The sequence below is a fragment of the Lachnoclostridium sp. An196 genome (assembly GCF_002160135.1).
GTDB classification, from domain to species: Bacteria; Bacillota; Clostridia; order Lachnospirales; family Lachnospiraceae; genus Hominiventricola; species Hominiventricola avistercoris.
The window spans coordinates 1-18,716 of sequence record NZ_NFJZ01000019.1 but is presented as its reverse complement, the minus strand read 5'-3'; the positions used below and the strand labels follow the sequence as shown (position 1 = coordinate 18,716).

Annotated in this window: 16 protein-coding genes; 4 read left to right on the top strand and 12 right to left on the bottom strand. The window is 52.4% G+C overall.

Annotated elements, in window-relative coordinates; translation table 11 throughout:
* Positions 1–26 precede the first annotated feature (26 nt).
* The 5 genes from B5F29_RS15755 to B5F29_RS15735 all read right to left on the bottom strand — a co-directional run bounded on the left by B5F29_RS15755 (position 27) and on the right by B5F29_RS15735 (position 3,421).
* Entirely contained in the window at positions 27–404 is a 378-nt protein-coding gene (locus B5F29_RS15755; protein WP_087155551.1) for a hypothetical protein, read from the bottom strand.
* A gap of 109 nt (positions 405–513) precedes the next feature.
* Entirely contained in the window at positions 514–1,272 is a 759-nt protein-coding gene (gene dapB / locus B5F29_RS15750; RefSeq protein WP_087155550.1) for a 4-hydroxy-tetrahydrodipicolinate reductase, read from the bottom strand.
* Positions 1,273–2,172: a 4-hydroxy-tetrahydrodipicolinate synthase gene (gene dapA / locus B5F29_RS15745; RefSeq protein ID WP_087155549.1), complete on the bottom strand. Its 900-nt coding sequence runs from the start codon at positions 2,170–2,172 to the stop codon at positions 1,273–1,275.
* Positions 2,159–2,698 carry a cob(I)yrinic acid a,c-diamide adenosyltransferase gene (locus B5F29_RS15740; protein ID WP_087155548.1) on the bottom strand — a complete coding sequence of 180 codons (540 nt, stop codon included), beginning with the start codon at positions 2,696–2,698 and terminating at the stop codon, positions 2,159–2,161. Before B5F29_RS15740 ends, dapA begins: the two co-directional genes overlap by 14 nt.
* 93 nt (positions 2,699–2,791) lie before the next feature.
* Complete coding sequence (locus B5F29_RS15735) at positions 2,792–3,421, bottom strand: single-stranded DNA-binding protein (protein WP_087155547.1); 630 nt, start codon at positions 3,419–3,421, stop codon at positions 2,792–2,794.
* A gap of 202 nt (positions 3,422–3,623) precedes the next feature.
* On the opposite strand from B5F29_RS15735, the gene typA reads away from it, so the two are divergent.
* Positions 3,624–5,456: a translational GTPase TypA gene (gene typA, locus B5F29_RS15730; protein ID WP_087155546.1), complete on the top strand. Its 1,833-nt coding sequence runs from the start codon at positions 3,624–3,626 to the stop codon at positions 5,454–5,456.
* 77 nt (positions 5,457–5,533) lie between these two features.
* Here the strand turns inward: typA and B5F29_RS15725 are convergent, their stop codons facing one another.
* The 5 genes from B5F29_RS15725 to ftsH all read right to left on the bottom strand — a co-directional run bounded on the left by B5F29_RS15725 (position 5,534) and on the right by ftsH (position 12,546).
* Positions 5,534–6,499 carry a PD-(D/E)XK nuclease family transposase gene (locus B5F29_RS15725; RefSeq protein ID WP_087155545.1) on the bottom strand — a complete coding sequence of 322 codons (966 nt, stop codon included), beginning with the start codon at positions 6,497–6,499 and terminating at the stop codon, positions 5,534–5,536.
* Positions 6,500–6,729: 230 nt separating this feature from the next.
* Positions 6,730–7,674, bottom strand: a complete 945-nt coding sequence (locus B5F29_RS15720) for an ROK family glucokinase (RefSeq protein WP_087155567.1) — start codon at positions 7,672–7,674, stop codon at positions 6,730–6,732.
* 24 nt (positions 7,675–7,698) lie between these two features.
* Positions 7,699–8,628, bottom strand: a complete 930-nt coding sequence (gene hprK, locus B5F29_RS15715; protein ID WP_087155544.1) for an HPr(Ser) kinase/phosphatase — start codon at positions 8,626–8,628, stop codon at positions 7,699–7,701.
* Positions 8,629–8,743: 115 nt separating this feature from the next.
* Entirely contained in the window at positions 8,744–10,561 is a 1,818-nt protein-coding gene (uvrC, locus tag B5F29_RS15710; RefSeq protein WP_242955701.1) for an excinuclease ABC subunit UvrC, read from the bottom strand.
* Between the two features lie 86 nt (positions 10,562–10,647).
* Positions 10,648–12,546, bottom strand: a complete 1,899-nt coding sequence (gene ftsH, locus B5F29_RS15705) for an ATP-dependent zinc metalloprotease FtsH (protein ID WP_087155543.1) — start codon at positions 12,544–12,546, stop codon at positions 10,648–10,650.
* Between the two features lie 184 nt (positions 12,547–12,730).
* Here ftsH and B5F29_RS15700 point away from each other — a divergent pair, with 184 nt between their 5' ends.
* The 3 genes from B5F29_RS15700 to B5F29_RS15690 all read left to right on the top strand — a co-directional run bounded on the left by B5F29_RS15700 (position 12,731) and on the right by B5F29_RS15690 (position 16,668).
* Positions 12,731–14,215 (top strand): DUF1846 domain-containing protein, encoded by a 1,485-nt coding sequence (locus tag B5F29_RS15700; RefSeq protein ID WP_087155542.1) that lies wholly within the window; start codon positions 12,731–12,733, stop codon positions 14,213–14,215.
* Positions 14,216–14,337: 122 nt separating this feature from the next.
* The gene (locus tag B5F29_RS15695; protein ID WP_087155541.1) at positions 14,338–15,942 is read left to right on the top strand and encodes a CTP synthase; all 1,605 of its coding nucleotides are present in this window, start codon (positions 14,338–14,340) and stop codon (positions 15,940–15,942) included.
* A 390-nt stretch (positions 15,943–16,332) separates the two neighbouring features.
* Complete coding sequence (locus tag B5F29_RS15690) at positions 16,333–16,668, top strand: hypothetical protein (protein ID WP_087155540.1); 336 nt, start codon at positions 16,333–16,335, stop codon at positions 16,666–16,668.
* Positions 16,669–16,841: 173 nt separating this feature from the next.
* Here B5F29_RS15690 and B5F29_RS16590 read toward each other — a convergent pair whose 3' ends face one another.
* Both B5F29_RS16590 and B5F29_RS16510 read right to left on the bottom strand, forming a co-directional pair.
* Positions 16,842–17,009, bottom strand: coding sequence for a hypothetical protein (locus B5F29_RS16590; protein WP_164488386.1), 168 nt, complete (start codon positions 17,007–17,009; stop codon positions 16,842–16,844).
* Positions 17,010–17,022: 13 nt separating this feature from the next.
* The coding region (locus B5F29_RS16510; protein ID WP_206414227.1) for a hypothetical protein at positions 17,023–18,716 on the bottom strand (1,694 nt) is incomplete at its 5' end.

Genomic DNA, 18,716 nt, shown 5'->3' with positions numbered 1-18,716 from the left:
GCGTTCTGCCGCACTCCTGTCTTATTTTACGGTTCTGTTTTTTCCTGGGCAGCTCCATTTTCTTCTACCACCGTGTCATCCACGGTTCCGTCTTCCGTCATGTCATTTCCGGTAAGATCGTCTACCACGTCATCCACCACGTCATTGGTGTCTCTGCCGATTTCTTCCAGAAGCCCGTCCCCGTCCACATCCGTATGGTCGTAAACTCCATCTCCATCCGTATCAAACAGGATGTCGTCAACATGAACGGTATCCTCATCCGTTGTGTCTTGCGTCGTGCTGTTCTCATCCGTAACGCCTGTGCTTCCGTTATCAGTCTTGTTGTCCGTGCTTCCGCACGCGGCGGTGAACATCATCACTGCCAGCAACAGCATACCAACCACATACTTTCGCAACTGTTTCATAAATAACTCTCCTTCTGAAAATAAGATGTAAAACAGTGTATGACCTGCTGTTACTAATATGGACAACTATAAAATTTTTATACATGACGAATTACAAAGAAGAAGCAGTTCACCCCTCGATCACGTCGCTCATCTGATAATGGCCGGCCGGCTTTCCTGCCAGGAACTTGGCCGCCTGGACCGCGCCTTTTCCAAACACAGCTTTGGAATAAGCCCGGTGGCTGAATGTCACCACCTCGTCAGTCCCGGCGAAGATCACATCATGATCCCCCACGATCGTTCCGCCCCGGACAGCCGAAATACCGATCTCATACCGGTCGCGCTTTTTACGATCCTGGCTGCGGTCGTATTTATAGGTATACGCGTCGTCCAGCGCTTCGTTGACCGCGTCCGCCAGCGCAAGCGCGGTACCGCTGGGAGCGTCCACTTTCTGATTGTGATGCTTTTCTACAATCTCAATGTCAAATCCGGCGGGAGCCAGGACTTTTGCCGCATCCTGCAGGATCTTCAGCAGCATATTGACGCCCACAGACATGTTGGCGGATTTTAAAACCGCAACTTTCTGACTGGCCGCCTCCACTGCCTCCAGCTGTTCCGGAGAAAGACCTGTGGTACACAGCACCATAGGGATCTGACGTTCTACGCCGTATTTCAGCAGTTCGTCCGTCGCTTTCGCCGCCGCGAAATCGATAATCACATCCGCCTCTTCCCGACAGGCCCATATATCCGTATAGACCGGGTACCCGTTATCTCTGTTGTCTGCCAGATCGATTCCTGCCACGATCTCGATCCCGTCGTCTTCCCGGACCAGCTGCGTGATCACCTGGCCCATATGCCCGTTGCAGCCGTGCATAATCGCTCTTACCATTTATCTTTCTCCTTTTGCCTTGATCCCGAAACGATCCATCTCCGCTTTCAGCTGTCTCTGGTGTTCCTCTTCCATAACGGTAAGCGGCATCCGCACCGGACCCACTTCCCAGCCCATCATGTTCAGCGCCGCTTTCACCGGTATCGGGTTTACCTCGCAGAACAGTTTCTCTACCAGAGGAAGCGCCTTAAGCTGAAGATCACGGCTTCCCTCCACATCGCCTGCCAGGTACTTCGCCACAATATCGTGCGTCTCTCTGGGCGCAATATTGGACAGCACAGAGATCACGCCCACCCCTCCAAGAGAGAGGATCGGAACGATCTGATCGTCATTTCCGGAATAAATATCCAGCGCGCCGTCTGTCAGCTGCGCGATCTTCGCCACCTGGGTAATACTGTTGCTGGCCTCTTTGACGCCTACAATATTTTCTACATTTTTTGCCAGCCAGGCCAGTGTTTCCGGAGCGATGTTGACGCCTGTACGGCCCTGGATATTATAAAGAATTACCGGAAGTTTTACCGAATCGGCAATCGTTTTAAAATGTGCCGCCAGGCCTTTCTGAGTCGCTTTGTTATAATACGGGCTTACCAGAAGCAGACCGTCCGCTCCGCTCTTTTCCGCTTCCTGCGACAGATAGACAGCGGTCCTCGTGCAGTTGGATCCTGTCCCTGCCACTACCGGAACCCGGCCCGCCACATGTTCTACTGTAAAGCGGATCGCCTCCAGATGTTCCTCATGAGTCAGAGTCGAAGACTCACCCGTCGTACCGCAAATGATAATGGCATCTGTCCCGTTCTCAATCTGGTAATCCAGAAGCTCCGCCAGTTTTGGATAATTTACCTCTTCCGTCTCTGTCATCGGTGTTACAATCGCAACTCCTGCTCCTTTAAATATTGCCATATCCTTCCTCCTTCGCGTCTTCTTTTGCACAGCATCCCTGTTCCTTCAATGTCGTGATCTGATAGACAAAATCCGCCAGCTCCATAATCTCCCGGCACAGATTCTGCCCCGTGAAGATAATCTCTGTCCCCTCCGAAGCTTCTCCGAGAAGGGCCCGGATATCGTCCGCAGACGCAATGCCATACTCCACCAGGCCGAGGATCTCGTCCAGGATCAGCACATCACACTCTCCGGTAGCCAGCACCTTCCTCGCAAAACCCAGACCGTTTTTCATGTTCATAGTCTCTTCCGCGCGCTCCTGCGGGTCAAGATCCACAAACGCTTTCTCTCTTCGCTGGAAACGGAACAATTTGATCTCCGGCTCCAGTCTCTGGATGAACTGGATCTCTTCCGGCTGACGTCCCTTCAGGAACTGCACAATAAAAACAGAACGTCCCCGGCTCGCCTCTTTGATCGCCTGCCCCAGCGCGGCCGTCGTCTTTCCTTTTCCGCTTCCGAAATAGATCTGTAATGTTCCCCTCTTCATAGTAGTACTCTCACACCCCCGCGCATGAAATAGAACTATCTTCCAATTTTTTTGTTTAATCTTACACCAGCAGCGGGAGAAATGCAAGTCTTTCTACGATTCCAGATACTCCAGCTTGCTTACCGAAACCTCGTAGGCCACCCTGCGTTCGCTCTCTTCTTCATCGATTTTTTTCACATACTCCCTGCTCTGGATCCTGCCCCAGATCTGCGTATGGCCCCCTACCTCAAAACCGGAAGCAAACCTTGCGTTCCTCCCCCAGCAGATACAGGGAATATAGTCGGATTTTCCATAAGGCCGGTTAACCGCCAGCAGAATATCCGCGATTTCCCTTCCCAGGGGAGTTTTTCTGTACACCGGCGCTTTACAGATATATCCGTCCAGGAAAATCTGGTTTGTATTGGCGTTTTCTGACTCCTCGTCCACAAATTCCAGTTCCCGGACAAATACCGACAGCACCAGCCGGTTTTTCTTTTCCTCGTGACGGTTGTAGGAACGGAACTGGCCCGCCGCCCGGATACAGGCGCCCCGGCAGTCTTCGTTCACATTCACCAGCCTTTCGGAAATCATCAGCGGTATCACATCGCAGGAGTCGCTCAGCCGTTTCACCGACACGTCCAGCATATAGAAGCCTTCCCCAAAGACCTCATGGCTGAAAGAAAAGTCGGACACCACCTCTCCCACAATAGATACCTGATTGTTTTCAATCATCTTATCTGACATCATTTTGTTCTCCCTTCTTTTTGACGAAGTGTCTCTTTTCGTATTTTGTCTATAAAATATATTCTCTGTCCTTTCCAAATATTCCAAAAATATGTCCAAAATATTCCTCTTTTTTTCCGTACGGCCTTGTGCTTTTGCCGGAACGGGGCAAAAGGGCTTGTTTTCCTGCTATTTTATGTTAAACTATTTAACTTGGAGGTTGATGCGAATGAAACGTGAAGATGTAAGAAATATAGCAATTATCGCTCATGTAGACCACGGCAAGACAACGCTGGTCGACGAGCTTCTGAAACAGAGCGGCGTATTCCGCGCCAATCAGGAAGTGGCGGAGCGGGTCATGGATTCCAATGACATCGAACGCGAACGCGGAATCACGATTTTGTCCAAAAATACCGCCGTATTTTATAACGGTGTAAAAATCAATATTATAGACACTCCCGGACATGCCGATTTCGGCGGGGAAGTGGAACGGGTCCTGAAAATGGTCAACGGCGTCATTCTGGTAGTAGACGCTTTTGAAGGGCCCATGCCTCAGACCAAATTTGTGCTGAGCAAAGCGCTGGACCTGGATCTGCCGGTCATCGTATGCGTCAATAAGATCGACCGCCCGGAAGCGCGCCCAAAAGAAGTCATCGACGAGGTCCTGGAGCTTCTGATCGATCTGGACGCTTCGGAAGAGCAGCTGGACTGCCCGTTCGTATTTGCATCTGCAAAAGGCGGATACGCGTCTCTGGATCCTGAACAGGAAGGGAAAGACATGACCCCCCTGTTCAACACCATCCTGGACTACATTCCTGCCCCTGAAGGAGACCCGGACGCGCCGACCCAGATACTGATCAGCACCATCGACTACAATGAATATGTGGGCCGTATCGGTATCGGGAAAGTGGACAACGGCTCCGTCAGCGTGAATCAGGAAGTTGTTATCGTTAATCACCATGATCCTGACAAGCTGCGGAAAGTCAAGATCAGCAAATTATACGAATTTGACGGTTTAAATAAAGTGGATGTGCCGTCGGCTGCGATCGGTTCTATCGTCGCCATATCCGGCATCTCGGATCTCCATATCGGAGACACCATCTGCTCTCCGGAAGCGCCGAACGCCATCCCGTTCCAGAAAATATCCGAACCGACGATTGCTATGCAGTTCAACGTCAACGACAGTCCTCTGGCCGGCACGGAAGGAAAATATATTACTTCCCGCCACCTGCGCGACCGTCTGTTCCGGGAGCTGAACACGGATGTAAGTCTAAGGGTGGAAGAGACCGACAGCACCGACAGTTTCAAAGTTTCCGGACGCGGCGAGCTGCATCTGTCTGTCCTGATCGAGAACATGCGCAGAGAAGGATATGAATTCTCCGTCAGCAAGGCAGAAGTCCTTTATCATTATGATGAAAACGGGAAGAAGCTAGAGCCCATGGAACTGGCCTATATCGATGTGGACGATGAATACGCAGGAAGCGTGATCCAGAAGCTGGGCGAAAGAAAAGGCGAGCTGCTGAACATGCATACCAACAGCGGCGGATCTACCCGGCTGGAATTTTCCATCCCGTCCCGGGGACTGATCGGTTACCGCGGAGAATTCATGACCGATACGAAAGGAACCGGCGTACTGAACACGATTTTTAACGGATATGAACCCTACAAAGGCGATATTCAGTACCGCAAACAAGGCTCCCTGATCGCTTTTGAAGCAGGAGAAGCCGTCACCTACGGCCTTTTCAATGCCCAGGAAAGAGGAACCCTCTTCATCGGGCCGGGAGAAAAAGTCTACTCCGGAATGGTAGTGGGACAGAGCGGCAAATCAGAGGACATCGAACTGAATGTCTGCAAAACCAAAAAACTGACAAATACCCGTTCTTCCAGCGCCGATGAAGCTCTGAAACTGACTCCTCCAAGAGTCCTGAGCCTGGAACAGTGTCTGGAATTCATCGACACAGATGAACTTCTGGAAGTCACACCCAAGAGTCTGCGCATCCGTAAAAAGATCCTGGATCCGACTCTGCGCAAGCGGGCTGCCATGAGAAAAAATTAATATAAAATCCCCGTAAGGATCCGGCGTCAAAGGGAGCATACCAAAAATGTTCCTGACCGGTTCTTACGGGGATATTTTTATCCTTTTGACTGCAGTTCCTCCAGCTGCTTCTTCAGAGCAAGGATCTCCTGGTCCTTCTCCTGCAGCTGCTTATCCTTTTCTTCCAGCTCTTTCTGCTGTTCTTCAATCATATAGTTTACGGTATTACGATCCATGATCTTCAACGCTTCCGAGAACATATGCAGCACCTCCCCAGGTTTTTGGCGCAGCATGGCGATCTCCTTATAGATCTCTTCCAGCCACGGATATTTGTTCATCAGTCTCTCGGCATCTTCCAATGTTTCCGTAGTCAGGAAAGAAAGCCATGCAGTCTGTTCGTTTCTATCTTCAGAATACGGGTTCTGCCGGAACACGTCAAGGGCTACAAGACAATATTCTTGCAGAAAATCCATCTCCAACCCGGAATCAAAGACGATTCTTCCTCGATGGATATAACAGTTCGGAATCTTAGAAAAGGATTTCGGGCTTTTTTCAAAAATAACAATCGTATAAACCTTCCTCATGTCCTGATACGAGAACTTCTCTCCGCGCAAAGATTTTGTCCGCGCGTACTGACGCATCACCAAATCAGAAGAGTAACAGGCCATCCGTTCTGCCGGGAAAGCATAGGGGATCTTCTGGATTTCTACATTGGTCAATGACCCGTCCTCCAGTTCTACCAGCACATCCATAATCAACAAAGATTCTCCATCCAGCATCCGATCTTCAACAGGTATTATTTCTTTCACTTTTACCGGAATTCCCAAAAGACTGGAAATCAGCCCGGACAGTCTCTCCGGATGAAGTGTCGGATCGAAGATTGCTTTAAAAAATGGATCATAAGTTAATGGGAGAGTTCTTGCTCCCCGGAGGAAATCCAGGAAACGTTCCCGAAAGGGAGAGGTCAGATGGCAGTAAGTATTTCGCAGAGTCGGATTTGCTTCCACTCTTGCCTGAACGACTTCCCGCGTTTCCGGCAAATCATTCCATATATTTTGATTCATAGGCGCCTCCTTGCAGGCAGACTTCGACAGGCAGAATACAGCGCGCAAATATTCTTTCCGTGCAAAATCAGCATATTAAAACTGTAACCGGGAAATGTGGTGAGACCTCACCGGAATTCCGAATTTTATGAATGAATTGTATCATACTCACCGTCAATATGCAAGGCAAAAAACAGGGCAGGAACCAGCGTCGACATTTCTGCCGACAACCGTCTCCTGCCTTCCATCTCTTATGCCGCGTCGATCACCAGTTTCGCCGAACCGTAGATCCCCGCGTCGTTGCCCAGGGCAGCCAGCACGAATCTTGCGTCCCGGCAGCTTCTGAACGTGTACTGCACATAATATTTCTTAATATAGTCCAAAACGACCTGGCCTGCTTTGGACACGCCGCCGCCGATGACAAACACTTCCGGATCCACAGTGCTGGCGATATTGGCCAGCGCGAGCCCCAGATACTTTCCGAAGCGCTCTGCCACCTCCATAGCAAATGCATCGCCCGCTTTCACCGCGTCCCAGATATCCTTGGAAGACATACTCTCCGTATCTATGGAGGTGCGGATCTCTCCCTTTTCTTCCATCATCCATCTGGCCAGACGCACAATACCGTTGGCGGAAGCTACCTGCTCCAGACATCCGTGATTGCCGCAGCCGCATACGCCGGGAATATGGTCATCCACATGAATATGGCCGATCTCGCCGCCCGCTCCGTTGGCTCCTGTGACAATCTTTCCGCCGATGATGATGCCGCCGCCCACGCCGGTGCCAAGCGTCACCATAACGCCGCTTCTGTGCCCGGCGGCCGCGCCTTTCCACATCTCTCCCAGAGCGGCCACATTGGCGTCATTGCCGGCGCGGCATTTCAGCCCTGTCAGTTCCTCCAGTTCTCTGGTCACTTCTTTATATCCCCAGCCCAGATTGGCCGTATGAGGTACGACTCCCTCTTCATTAATGGGGCCCGGCACATCGATGCCGATGCCTTCCACCATCTCTTTCGTGAGTCCCATCTTTTCCAGTCTGCCAAGCGCGGACGCGGCGATATCCGGAAGGATTGCCTCCCCTCCGTTCTCTGTTCTGGTAGGTATCTCCCACTTATCCAGAAGAGTTCCGTCTGTGCGGAACAGCCCCATCTTTACTGTCGTTCCCCCGACGTCGATGCCGAAACAATACTCTTTCATGCTCTCATCCCTCATCTCACAATTTTATTTCTTATTCTTGGCGATGCTCTCCTGCACTCTGCGGTACAGCTCCTGCGCCGCGTTGTACCCCATCTTTTTCTGCCTGTGATTGACTGCGGCCGACTCTACGATGATCGCCAGATTGCGTCCCGGACGGATCGGGATCGAATGGCAGACCACCTTATTGCCCAGGAACTCTGTATACTCTTCGTTCAGTCCCAGCCGGTCATAGTCCTTATCTTTATCCCACTCTTCCAGTTTGATGACCATATCGATGCCCTGGGTTTCTTTCACGCTCTCAACGCCGTACAGCGTCTTCACATCGATGATGCCGATACCCCTCAGTTCTATAAAATGCCTGGTGATCTCCGGAGCGGTTCCCACTAAAGTATCGTCGCTGACTTTGTGAATCTCCACCACGTCGTCCGTGATCAGACGGTGTCCTCTTTTGATCAGTTCCAGAGCGGCTTCGCTCTTTCCGATACCGCTCTCTCCCATGATCAGCACGCCTTCGCCATACACATCCACCAGAACGCCGTGAATGGAAATACAGGGCGCCAGTTCCACTCCAAGCCAGCGGATTACTTCCGCCATGAGAGAAGTCGTCAGACGGCTGCTGTGCAGAAGCGGTTTTTTGTATTTGCGCGCCAGCAGAATCATGTCTTCGTCCGGCTTCGTCCTGGACGAAAAAATCACGCAGGGAATCTCGCTGGACAGGAACCGCTCATAGTTGTGCAGTTTCTCCTCTCTGGGCAGGCTTTTCAGATAAGTATACTCCACATATCCGATAATCTGTACCCGTTCGCTGGCAAAATGGGCAAAATATCCGGCCAGCTGAAGCGCCGGACGGTTGATATCCGGACTGTTGATCTCGATCCCGTCCGTTTCCACTTCCGGTACCAGATTCTTCAGTTCCAGCTTATCAATCATTTTATTCAATGTTACACTCTGCATGCTCTGTTCTCCTTCCAACCTGGAATTTTACCGGCCTGCCCCTCTCACGTTCCGGACAGCCGCACTTATGATTATCATATCATTTTTTCAGCATGATTTCAAGAAACGGAAAGCCCTATTCCTTCTCCTGAGCATGGAAAAAATCATATACCTGGGCAGCCGCGCGGGCGTTCATCCCGTCCGCCGCCTTAAGCTGCTCCACACTGGCGCTGCGAATATCCTCCAAAGTCCGGAATGCCCGCATCAGCGCCTTTCTCCGGGCCGGCCCGATACCCGGAATGTCGTCCAGCACCGAGTGCACCTGTTCCTTACTGCGCAGCGACCGGTGATACTCGATGGCAAAACGGTGCGCCTCATCCTGGATCCTGGTCACCAGCCGGAACCCTTCGCTGTCCCGGCTGATCGGTATCTCCTCATTCTGAAAATAGATTCCGCGGGTCCGGTGACGGTCGTCCTTGACCATACCGCAGACCGGGATCTGCAGATGCAGCGCGTCCATCACTTTCAGCGCCACATTCACCTGTCCTTTTCCGCCGTCCATCATGATCAGATCCGGATAATTTTCATAGTGGGACAGCCTTCTGGTCAGCATCTCTTCCATGCTGGCGTAATCATCCGCTCCCTGCACTCCCCGGATACGGAACTTCCGGTAATCCGATCTCTTGGGCCTTCCCTTTTCATACACCACCATGGATCCCACCGTCTGAAATCCGCTGATATTGGAGATATCGTAAGCTTCCACCCTTTCCAGTCCCGGAAGGCCCAGAAGCTTCGCGATCTCCTTCATAGCGCCTATGGTCCTGCCTTCCTCCCGGCGGATCCGCTCCCGGTCCTGGGTGAGCACCATCTGGGCATTCTTATACGCCAGTTCCACCAGCTTTTCCTTTTCTCCTTTTCGCGGCACCTGGATATGCACCTTCTGTCCCCTCCGGCCCGTCAGCCATTCTTCGATGAGGGCCTGGTCCGGGATCTCGTACTGAAGCATCAGCAGCCGCGGAATATAAGGCGTCCCTGCGTAAAACTGTTTTAAAAAGGCGCCCAGAACTTCCTCCGGACTGTCGTCTCCCATGATCCGGATACAGAAATGGTCCCTCCCGATCAGGCGTCCGTCCCGGACGAAGAATATCTGCACTACCGCGTCTTCCTTCTCCGCTGCCAGGGCAATGATATCCCGGTCGCCCATGTCGCTGCTGGTAATCTTCTGCTTCTGGGCGATCTGGCTTACGCTGTTCAGAAGTTCCCGGTACTCGATGGCCTTTTCGAATTCCAGATCTTCCGATGCCCGCTTCATCTTTTCTTCCAATTCTTTCAGCACCGGCGCGTAATTTCCGTTCAGGAACGACAGCGCCTTCTTCACCGATTCTCCGTAGGCTTCTTTGGAAATATATCCCTGGCAGGGCGCCGGGCACTGATGAATATGGTAGTTCAGGCAGGGGCGGTCCTTTCCGATCATTTTGGGCAGCGCCCGGTTGCAGGAACGGATCCCGTACAGCTTGTGGATCAGCTCGATGGTATCCTTCACCGCTCCCGCGCTGGTGTACGGTCCAAAGTATTTCGCATGGTCTTTGCTCATCCGGCGCGAAAAAAGCACTCTCGGATACTCTTCCTGCACCGTCACCTTGATAAACGGGTAAGTTTTGTCATCCATGAGCATGGTATTGTACTTCGGTCTGTGCTCCTTGATGAGGTTGCACTCCAGTACCAGTGCTTCCAGCTCCGAATCCGTGATGATATATTCAAATCTGGCGATGTGGGACACCATCTGGTCGATCTTGACGCCCCTGTTCCGGCTGGCCTGGAAATACTGGCGCACACGGTTTTTCAGGGAAACAGCTTTTCCCACATAGATAATCGCGTCCTTCTCGTCATGCATCAGATAGACGCCCGGCTTCGCCGGAAGCTTTTTCAGTTCCTCCTCTATATCAAACGCCATTTCTTCCTCCTTTTTCCGAAGCGGCATACCTGCCGGGCCGCGCTCCCGTTTAAAAAACGGGGCCTTTTGCAAGCCCCGTTTTCTTCTTATTCGGCAAATATCAATTCTTCCTGATGATATTCTTCCTGGCCTTCCTTTACTTTGCGGAAAATCTCCATAAACTCTTTGCCGGTGATAGATTCCTTCTCGATCAGAAATTCCGCGATCTTGTCCAGGCATGTGCGGTTCTCCAGGAGCAGCCGTTTCGCTTCGTCGTAGGACTCTCTCAGGATCCGCATCACTTCGCTGTCCACGTCCGTAGCCGTCTGATCGCTGCAGTTGAGCACAGTGCCGTTGTTCAGATACATGCTTTCTCTGGTCTCCAGGCCGATCAGGCCGAACTTCTCCGACATGCCGTACTGTGTCACCATGGCTCTTGCCAGCCTGGTGGCCTGTTCGATGTCATTGGAAGCCCCCGTAGTGACCGTATCAAAAACAATCTCTTCCGCGGCTCTGCCTCCAAGGCATACCACCAGCCGCGCTTCAATCTCCTTCTTGCTCAGCAGGTATTTTTCCTCCTCGGGCGTCTGCAGCACATAACCGAGCGCGCCCATGGTCCGGGGCACAATCGTGATCTTCTGAACCGGTTCCGCATCCTTCTGCAGAGCGCTCACCAGCGCGTGGCCCACTTCATGGTAGGATACGATCTTTCTCTCTTCCGTGCTCAGGATACGGTCTTTCTTCTCCTTACCCATAAGAACCACTTCCATGGCCTCAAACAGATCCTTCTGGCAGATCGCCTTTCTGCCGTTCTTTACCGCCAGGATCGCGGCTTCATTGATCATATTCGCCAGGTCCGCACCTACCGCGCCGCTGGTAGCCAGACCCAGGGCCTCCAGATCCACTGTCTCGTCCATCTTGACATGTTTGGAATGAACCTTCAGGATCTCCACCCGTCCTTTCAGATCCGGGCGCTCCACAATGATCCGGCGGTCAAATCTTCCCGGACGCAGCAGCGCCTGGTCCAGAATCTCCGGACGGTTGGTCGCCGCCAGCACAATGCAGGCTTTATTGCTGTCAAAACCGTCCATCTCCGCCAGAAGCTGGTTCAGCGTCTGCTCCCGCTCATCATTCCCGCCCAGACGGGAATCACGGCTCTTTCCGATGGCATCGATCTCATCGATAAAAATGATACACGGCGCGTTTTTCTTCGCCTCTTCAAACAGATCGCGGACGCGGGACGCGCCCACGCCTACGAACATCTCAACGAAATCCGATCCGGCCAGGGAAAAGAACGGAACGTGCGCCTCTCCCGCCACCGCCTTGGCCAGCAGCGTCTTACCCGTTCCGGGCGGGCCCACCAGCAGCGCGCCCTTGGGCAGCTTGGCACCGATCTCCACGTATTTGTCCGGGTTGTGAAGGAAATCAACCACTTCCACCAGGGACTCCTTCGCCTCTTCCTCACCCGCCACGTCTTTAAAAGTGACTCCCGTCTCCTTCTCAATATAGACCTTTGCCTTGCTCTTGCCTACTCCCATCATGCCGCCTCCGCCCATGCGGCGCATGACATAATTGAGTGCCAGGACCATCAGCAGAATCGGGAGAAGAATCGACGCCAGCTGATAAATCATCGATGAAGTAGTGTCCGGAATATACGGATCGATCTCCACCCCCTGCTCCCGCATCAGGGAAAGCAGGTCCGGGTCGTCCATCTTGCCTGTATAATAGGTGAGTTCTATGCCGTTTTCTCCGAAAGGCTGCTCCTTGGGCGTGATCCTCCAGGTATTGTAGGTATCTTCTACCTTGGCCACTTCTCCTTCTTCCAGCATAGTCAGGAACTCATCGTAGCTGATCTCTCTGGTCGTGGCCTCTGTAAACGTTCTCTGCAGAAATCCGAATACCAGAAAAGCGGCAAGCATCAGCACCAGAAACATCAGAATACTCTGCCTGTTTCCCGGTCCCCGATTATCCTTGTCTCCGTTATTCGGAGTTGTGTTGTTATTCATCTTTTTCCTCCTTGCGCGTAGCACTCTTTATTATAGTGAACCTTCAAATATAAATCAATACGCCTTTGTGAATTTCGGAAGTCCATTTTCTAAAATAAATATAAATTTAAATCAGAAATACATTGATTTTACTTCCTGTTTTTTGTATGATAGTGAAAGATATTTGCTTTTTACGGAGGCTCACATGAAAAAAACCGGTTTTGACAATGATAAATACCTGAAAATGCAGTCCGAGAAAATCAAAGAGCGCATCCAGAGTTTCGGCGGCAAGCTGTATCTGGAATTTGGCGGCAAACTCTTCGACGACTATCACGCCTCCCGGGTGCTGCCTGGATTCAAGCCGGACAGCAAGATCAACATGCTGGTACAGCTGAAAGATCAGGCGGAGATCATTATCGTCATCAATGCAGCGGATATTGAGAAAAGCAAGGTGCGCTCCGACCTGGGAATCACCTATGATATGGACGTGCTCCGGCTGATCGACACTTTCCGCGACTACGGCCTGTACGTGGGCAGCGTATGTCTGACCCAGTATGCCGGACAGCCCAGCGCCGCCGCTTATCAGCGCAGGCTGGAGGCTCTGGGAGTAAAGGTTTACCGCCACTATCCCATCGAAGGATATCCGTACAATGTCCCCTACATCGTCAGCGACGAAGGATATGGACGAAATGAATATATAGAGACTTCCCGTTCTCTGGTGGTCATCACCGCCCCGGGTCCGGGCAGCGGGAAGATGGCCACCTGCCTTTCCCAGCTTTATCATGAATACAAGAGGGGCATTCAGGCCGGATACGCCAAATACGAGACTTTCCCCATCTGGAATATTCCGCTGAAGCACCCGGTCAATCTGGCCTATGAGGCGGCTACGGCGGATCTGGACGACGTGAATATGATCGACCCGTTCCACCTGGAAGCATATGGGAAAACAGCCATCAACTATAACCGGGACGTAGAAGTTTTCCCGGTGCTGAAAGCTATCTTTGAGACGATCATGGGCGAATGTCCTTACAAATCTCCCACAGACATGGGCGTCAACATGGCCGGATACGGAATCTGCGACGACGAAGCGGTGCGGGAAGCCGCCTGCCAGGAGATCATCCGCAGATATTACCAGACGCTGTGCCTGAAACGACAGGGATCCGCCACAGACGCGCAGATCATGAAGATCGAGCTTCTGATGAAGCAGGCGGGCGTCAGCGCGGCCGACCGGCCTGTGATCAGCGCGGCCAACCTGAAAGCAGAGACCACCGGAGAGCCGGCCGCGGCCATAGAACTGCCTGACGGCCGTATTATCACCGGAAAGACCAGCTCTCTCCTGGGAGCGGCTTCCGCCCTTCTGCTGAACGCTTTAAAAGTCCTGGCCGGCATCGACGATGAAGTAAAACTGATCTCGCCGACGATTATTGAGCCGATCCAGGAACTGAAGGTATCCCACCTGCACAATAAGAATCCCCGTCTCCACACGGACGAGGTGCTGATCGCGCTTTCTATCTGCGCCGCCACCGACGGTCTGGCAAAGCGCGCCATGGACCAGCTTAAAAACCTGCGCGGCTCCGAGGTACACTCCAGCGTGATCCTGTCCCAGGTGGACACAGGGATCTTCCGGAAGCTGGGCGTCAATCTGACCTGCGAGCCGTCCTATCAGTCGCAGGCTCTGTACCACCGTTAAAGACGGCGGCAGCCGTACCGGCCATCTGAATATGATAAACGAAAGAGAGCAAAGGCGCTCCCGTCCGGGGGTCTTTTGCTCTCTTTTTGCATAAACTATAAGCTCAAAAAGGAGATATTACCATGCCAGTAAAATATGTATTTGTCACCGGAGGCGTCGTATCGGGCCTTGGAAAAGGCATCACCGCAGCCTCTCTGGGCCGCCTTCTGAAAGCGCGCGGCTATCAGGTCACCATGCAGAAATTCGATCCTTATATCAACATCGATCCGGGCACCATGAATCCGGTCCAGCACGGAGAAGTCTTCGTCACCGACGACGGCACCGAGACAGATCTGGATCTGGGACACTACGAGCGTTTTATCGACGAGAACCTGGATAAACACTCCAACGTCACCACGGGAAAGGTTTACTGGAGCGTCCTGCAGAAAGAGCGGCGCGGAGATTACGGCGGAGGCACCGTCCAGGTCATCCCTCATATTACCAACGAGATCAAGAGCCGTTTCTACCGGAACTACACATCCGAGGATATGCATATCGCCATCATCGAGATCGGCGGCACGGTAGGCGATATCGAGAGCCAGCCTTTCCTGGAGGCCATCCGCCAGTTCCAGCATGAAGCAGGCCGCGAAAACGCGATCCTGATCCATGTGACGCTGATCCCCTATCTGAAGGCTTCCGGAGAGATGAAGACCAAACCTACCCAGACTTCCGTCAAGGCTTTGCAGAGCATGGGAATCCAGCCGGATATCATCGTGTGCCGTACCGAACTTCCTCTGGAAAAAGGCATCAAAGACAAGATCTCCCTGTTCTGCAACGTACCGAAGGAAAATGTGCTGCAGAACCTGGATGTGGAATATCTGTACGAAGCGCCGCTGGCCATGGAAAAAGAGCATCTGGCCCAGGCAGTCTGCGAATGTCTGCATCTGCCCTGTCCGGAACCCGATCTCACAGACTGGATCGAAATGGTGGGCAAGCTGCGCCATCCGGTGACGGAGGTGACCGTAGCTCTGGTGGGCAAATACATCCAGCTTCACGACGCCTATATCTCCGTGGTGGAGGCGCTCAAGCACGGCGGCATCGCCAACCGCGCCGTAGTCCATATCAAGTGGGTGGATTCTGAAACATTGACGGCGGAAAATGCGGACGAGATCCTGGGCGGCGTAAGCGGCATCCTGGTGCCGGGCGGATTCGGAGACCGGGGCATCGACGGCAAGATCACCGCGATCCAGTACGCCAGAGAACACAGGATCCCGTTCCTGGGACTGTGCCTGGGCATGCAGCTGGCCATCGTAGAATACGCTCGCCACGTGGCCGGCCTGGAAACCGCGCACAGCATCGAACTGGATCCCAATACCCCCTATCCGGTCATCGCGCTGATGCCGGATCAGAACGGCGTAGAGGATATCGGCGGAACCCTTCGCCTGGGTTCTTTTCCCTGCGTACTGGACAAGGATTCCAGGGCGTATGAGCTCTACGGCGAGGAGCTGATCCACGAACGTCACCGCCACCGCTATGAAGTCAACAACGACTTCCGCGCGCTCCTGACCGAAAAAGGCATGACCCTGTCAGGACTGTCTCCCGACGGCCGGATCGTGGAGATGATCGAGCTGAAAGATCATCCTTTCTTCCTGGCCACCCAGGCCCATCCGGAGCTCAAATCCAGGCCAAACCGCCCGCATCCGCTGTTCCGCGGATTCATAGAGGCGGCGCTGAAAGCAAAAAAATAAATTATTTCAACTGCCATGTATTGCGGCGCAGGGATCTTTCAGAAACCCTGCGCCGCTCACTTTGTTCACCGTTTATTTTCAATTTTCAGGATTGTGCACAAAGATTTACAACTTGATATTTTTAGTTGTATTTTATGATACTGTATGTTATTATATGTATATAAATCTGAACTATCTGACCGTCTCGGTCTGATTTCCCAAAGGATTAGGCCGCGGATACGGCCAGGTGAACAGTTGAACAAGAAACAGGGACTTAAAGCTTCCCTATATGTTTCTTCGGGAACGGGGGACTCTTCCCCTGAGAGGCAAAAATACAGCGCTTCCTCTGAAGCTTCTCTGTCTAAACCGGTAAAACTTGGACTTGCAGTCCCACCGAAGGAAATACTTCTGATGTTTGTCTGTTACCCGTATCCGAGAAAAGTGATGCAGTTTTTACAGCGTACCTCGGTGAGGATCGAGGAAAGCGATCCCGGAATCTACCGTTTCCGGCTCTGGTGCATAGACGCGGCTATCATCGTGCAGTCTCGTCTGGACAGCGCGAAGTACCTGTGGATGAAAAACCTGTCTTCAAACGTTCCGCCGGAGGATTTTGATCTGATGGCCGCGCAGCAGCAGAAGCATCCTGAGGATAAAGCTCTGGACGATCTGATTCAGTTTATCTACGATAATAACCCCTATCTGCAGAAAGAAGGTGGAAAAATGTGTAAGGTCAGCTCGCCAGATTGATCCAGATCCTTCTGAAAAACGGTCAGATGGATGACATCTCGTCCGTGATCACTAATAAAGATGCTCGGCATGCTTTTTATAAAAGGTATGGGCTTTGATCTTCCAGGAGAATGCAAAACAGCCGCCCGGCAGATGCCGGGCGGCTGCTGTGGTTCATATAAATTGTTTACAAGTTACTTTCCGGATGCGCTGCCTGCCATATGGTCAGACAGACCTCCTTCCAACTCTTCTTCTTCTTTTTTCAGAGATCTTGTTCTGATCGAAAATCCGATAATCACCGCAAGGAGCACAATCAACGCGATTATGTCCCAGAAACAAAAGCCTAACACATAATTACCCATATCTTCTACCTCCTTACTTCATACCGAGTTCTTTTTTCAGTTCTTCGATTCTCTTTTTGCGGTTATGACCATCCCAGATAAAGATTACCGCGATGATCAGGGCCGCCAGAAGAATCAGCCAGTGAAGGATACATACCGGACTGTGAATCTGCTGGTTCGCCAGAGGCGTCTCGTCCTCGTTAATGGTCGCTACGCTTTCTTCGTCCTCAGCCGCATTTTCTGTGTCTTCTCCGACCTCTTCCAATGCATAGTCCTCATCTGCGCCTTCTGCAGCATCCGCATCGTCCGCCGTATCTGCCGTGTCCGCGTCATCCGCCGCAATCGTCACAGTTGTGACCGGTGCAGGTGCCGCGCCGGTTCCGGCTCCCGGAGTCGTTCCGGTTCCGGTGGTCGTATCTGCCGCAGTACCGCCGCCGGTTGTTCCGCCGCCGGTTCCGCCGCTTCCACCATCATCGTCATCTTCGTCGCTGCTTCCGCCGCCACCGCCATTACCGCCGTCATCCGGCTCCTGGCTGTCCGGTACATCATTGCCATTGGAATCGATATAATAGAGTACCGTTGCCGATACATCTCTATCAGAGATCGTTCCGCTGACTACTGCCGGTACCGCCACATAACCTTCAATCTCCGGCGACGCCACACTGTACGCGTGTCCTACTGCCAGATCATTCTGTCTGTTCACTGCCGGAAGCGCCGCGCTGCCTTCTTCTCCCTGCGCGTATGCGTAGGTAATCGTCAGGCTGTAGCTCTCGTCTTCGTCCGGCTGGTTATTGTGGTTCGTATCTTCCGCCCAGTGCGCCGATACCGTTGCATTTGTATTCGGCACTACCGTCACTTCCTGGCCGTTAAGCGTCCAGTAATCCAGTGTCCAGTTATCACCGAGTACATCTACAAATCCGGCCGGCGACAGAAGCGGTGCGCCCGGCAGCATCTCAAATGTACGTGTCTGCTCTCCATTGCCAAAATAACCTCTCGCCGTATCTACCGCGTCAAAGGTAATGGATACCCATTCCTCATCTACATCCGGCTGATTATTCTGGTTCTTGTCTTCCGCCCAGTTTGCTGTCACGGTCATGTCCTTATCCGGTACTACCGTTACTTCCTGGCCGTTATTCATCCAGCCATCCAGCGTCCACTCGTCGCCTTCCACGTCTACAAAACTGCTCGGCGTCGGGAGTACAATACCCGGAAGTAATTCTACCGTAATAGTTCTTCGACCTGCGGTTTCAAAGTAGCCTTTGGTGGTGTCGACTACGTCGAAAGTGATATTCACAAGAGGTTCCTCATAGTCCGGTTGACCATTGTCGTTTTCATCTGATGCCCATACTGCGTAAACATTCTCGTCCTCGCCCGGCATTGTCAGCTCTGTAATGATTCCTGCCTCTTCTTTTGCTTCCTGGCTTTCAATCAGGCCATTCTCCGTTAAGCTCCAGCCCAAGAACACCGCATTGGTTCTCACAAGTGTTCCCTGACCCGCAAGCGTCACTGCCGCATCTTCTACGTGCTTTTCTTCCGCCGGTACGTTTCCGTCCGTATTTCCGTTTCCGTCATACGTCAGCGTATACTGGGTCTCTCCATAGTCCGGATTTTTGTCTCCATCCTCATCCAGCGCCCATACCGCATAGACCGTCTTGTCTGCTTCGCCAAAGGTCACTTCTTCTACGACTGTTCCCTCTGCCGGTGCTTCTGTCAGCACATCTGTAATCG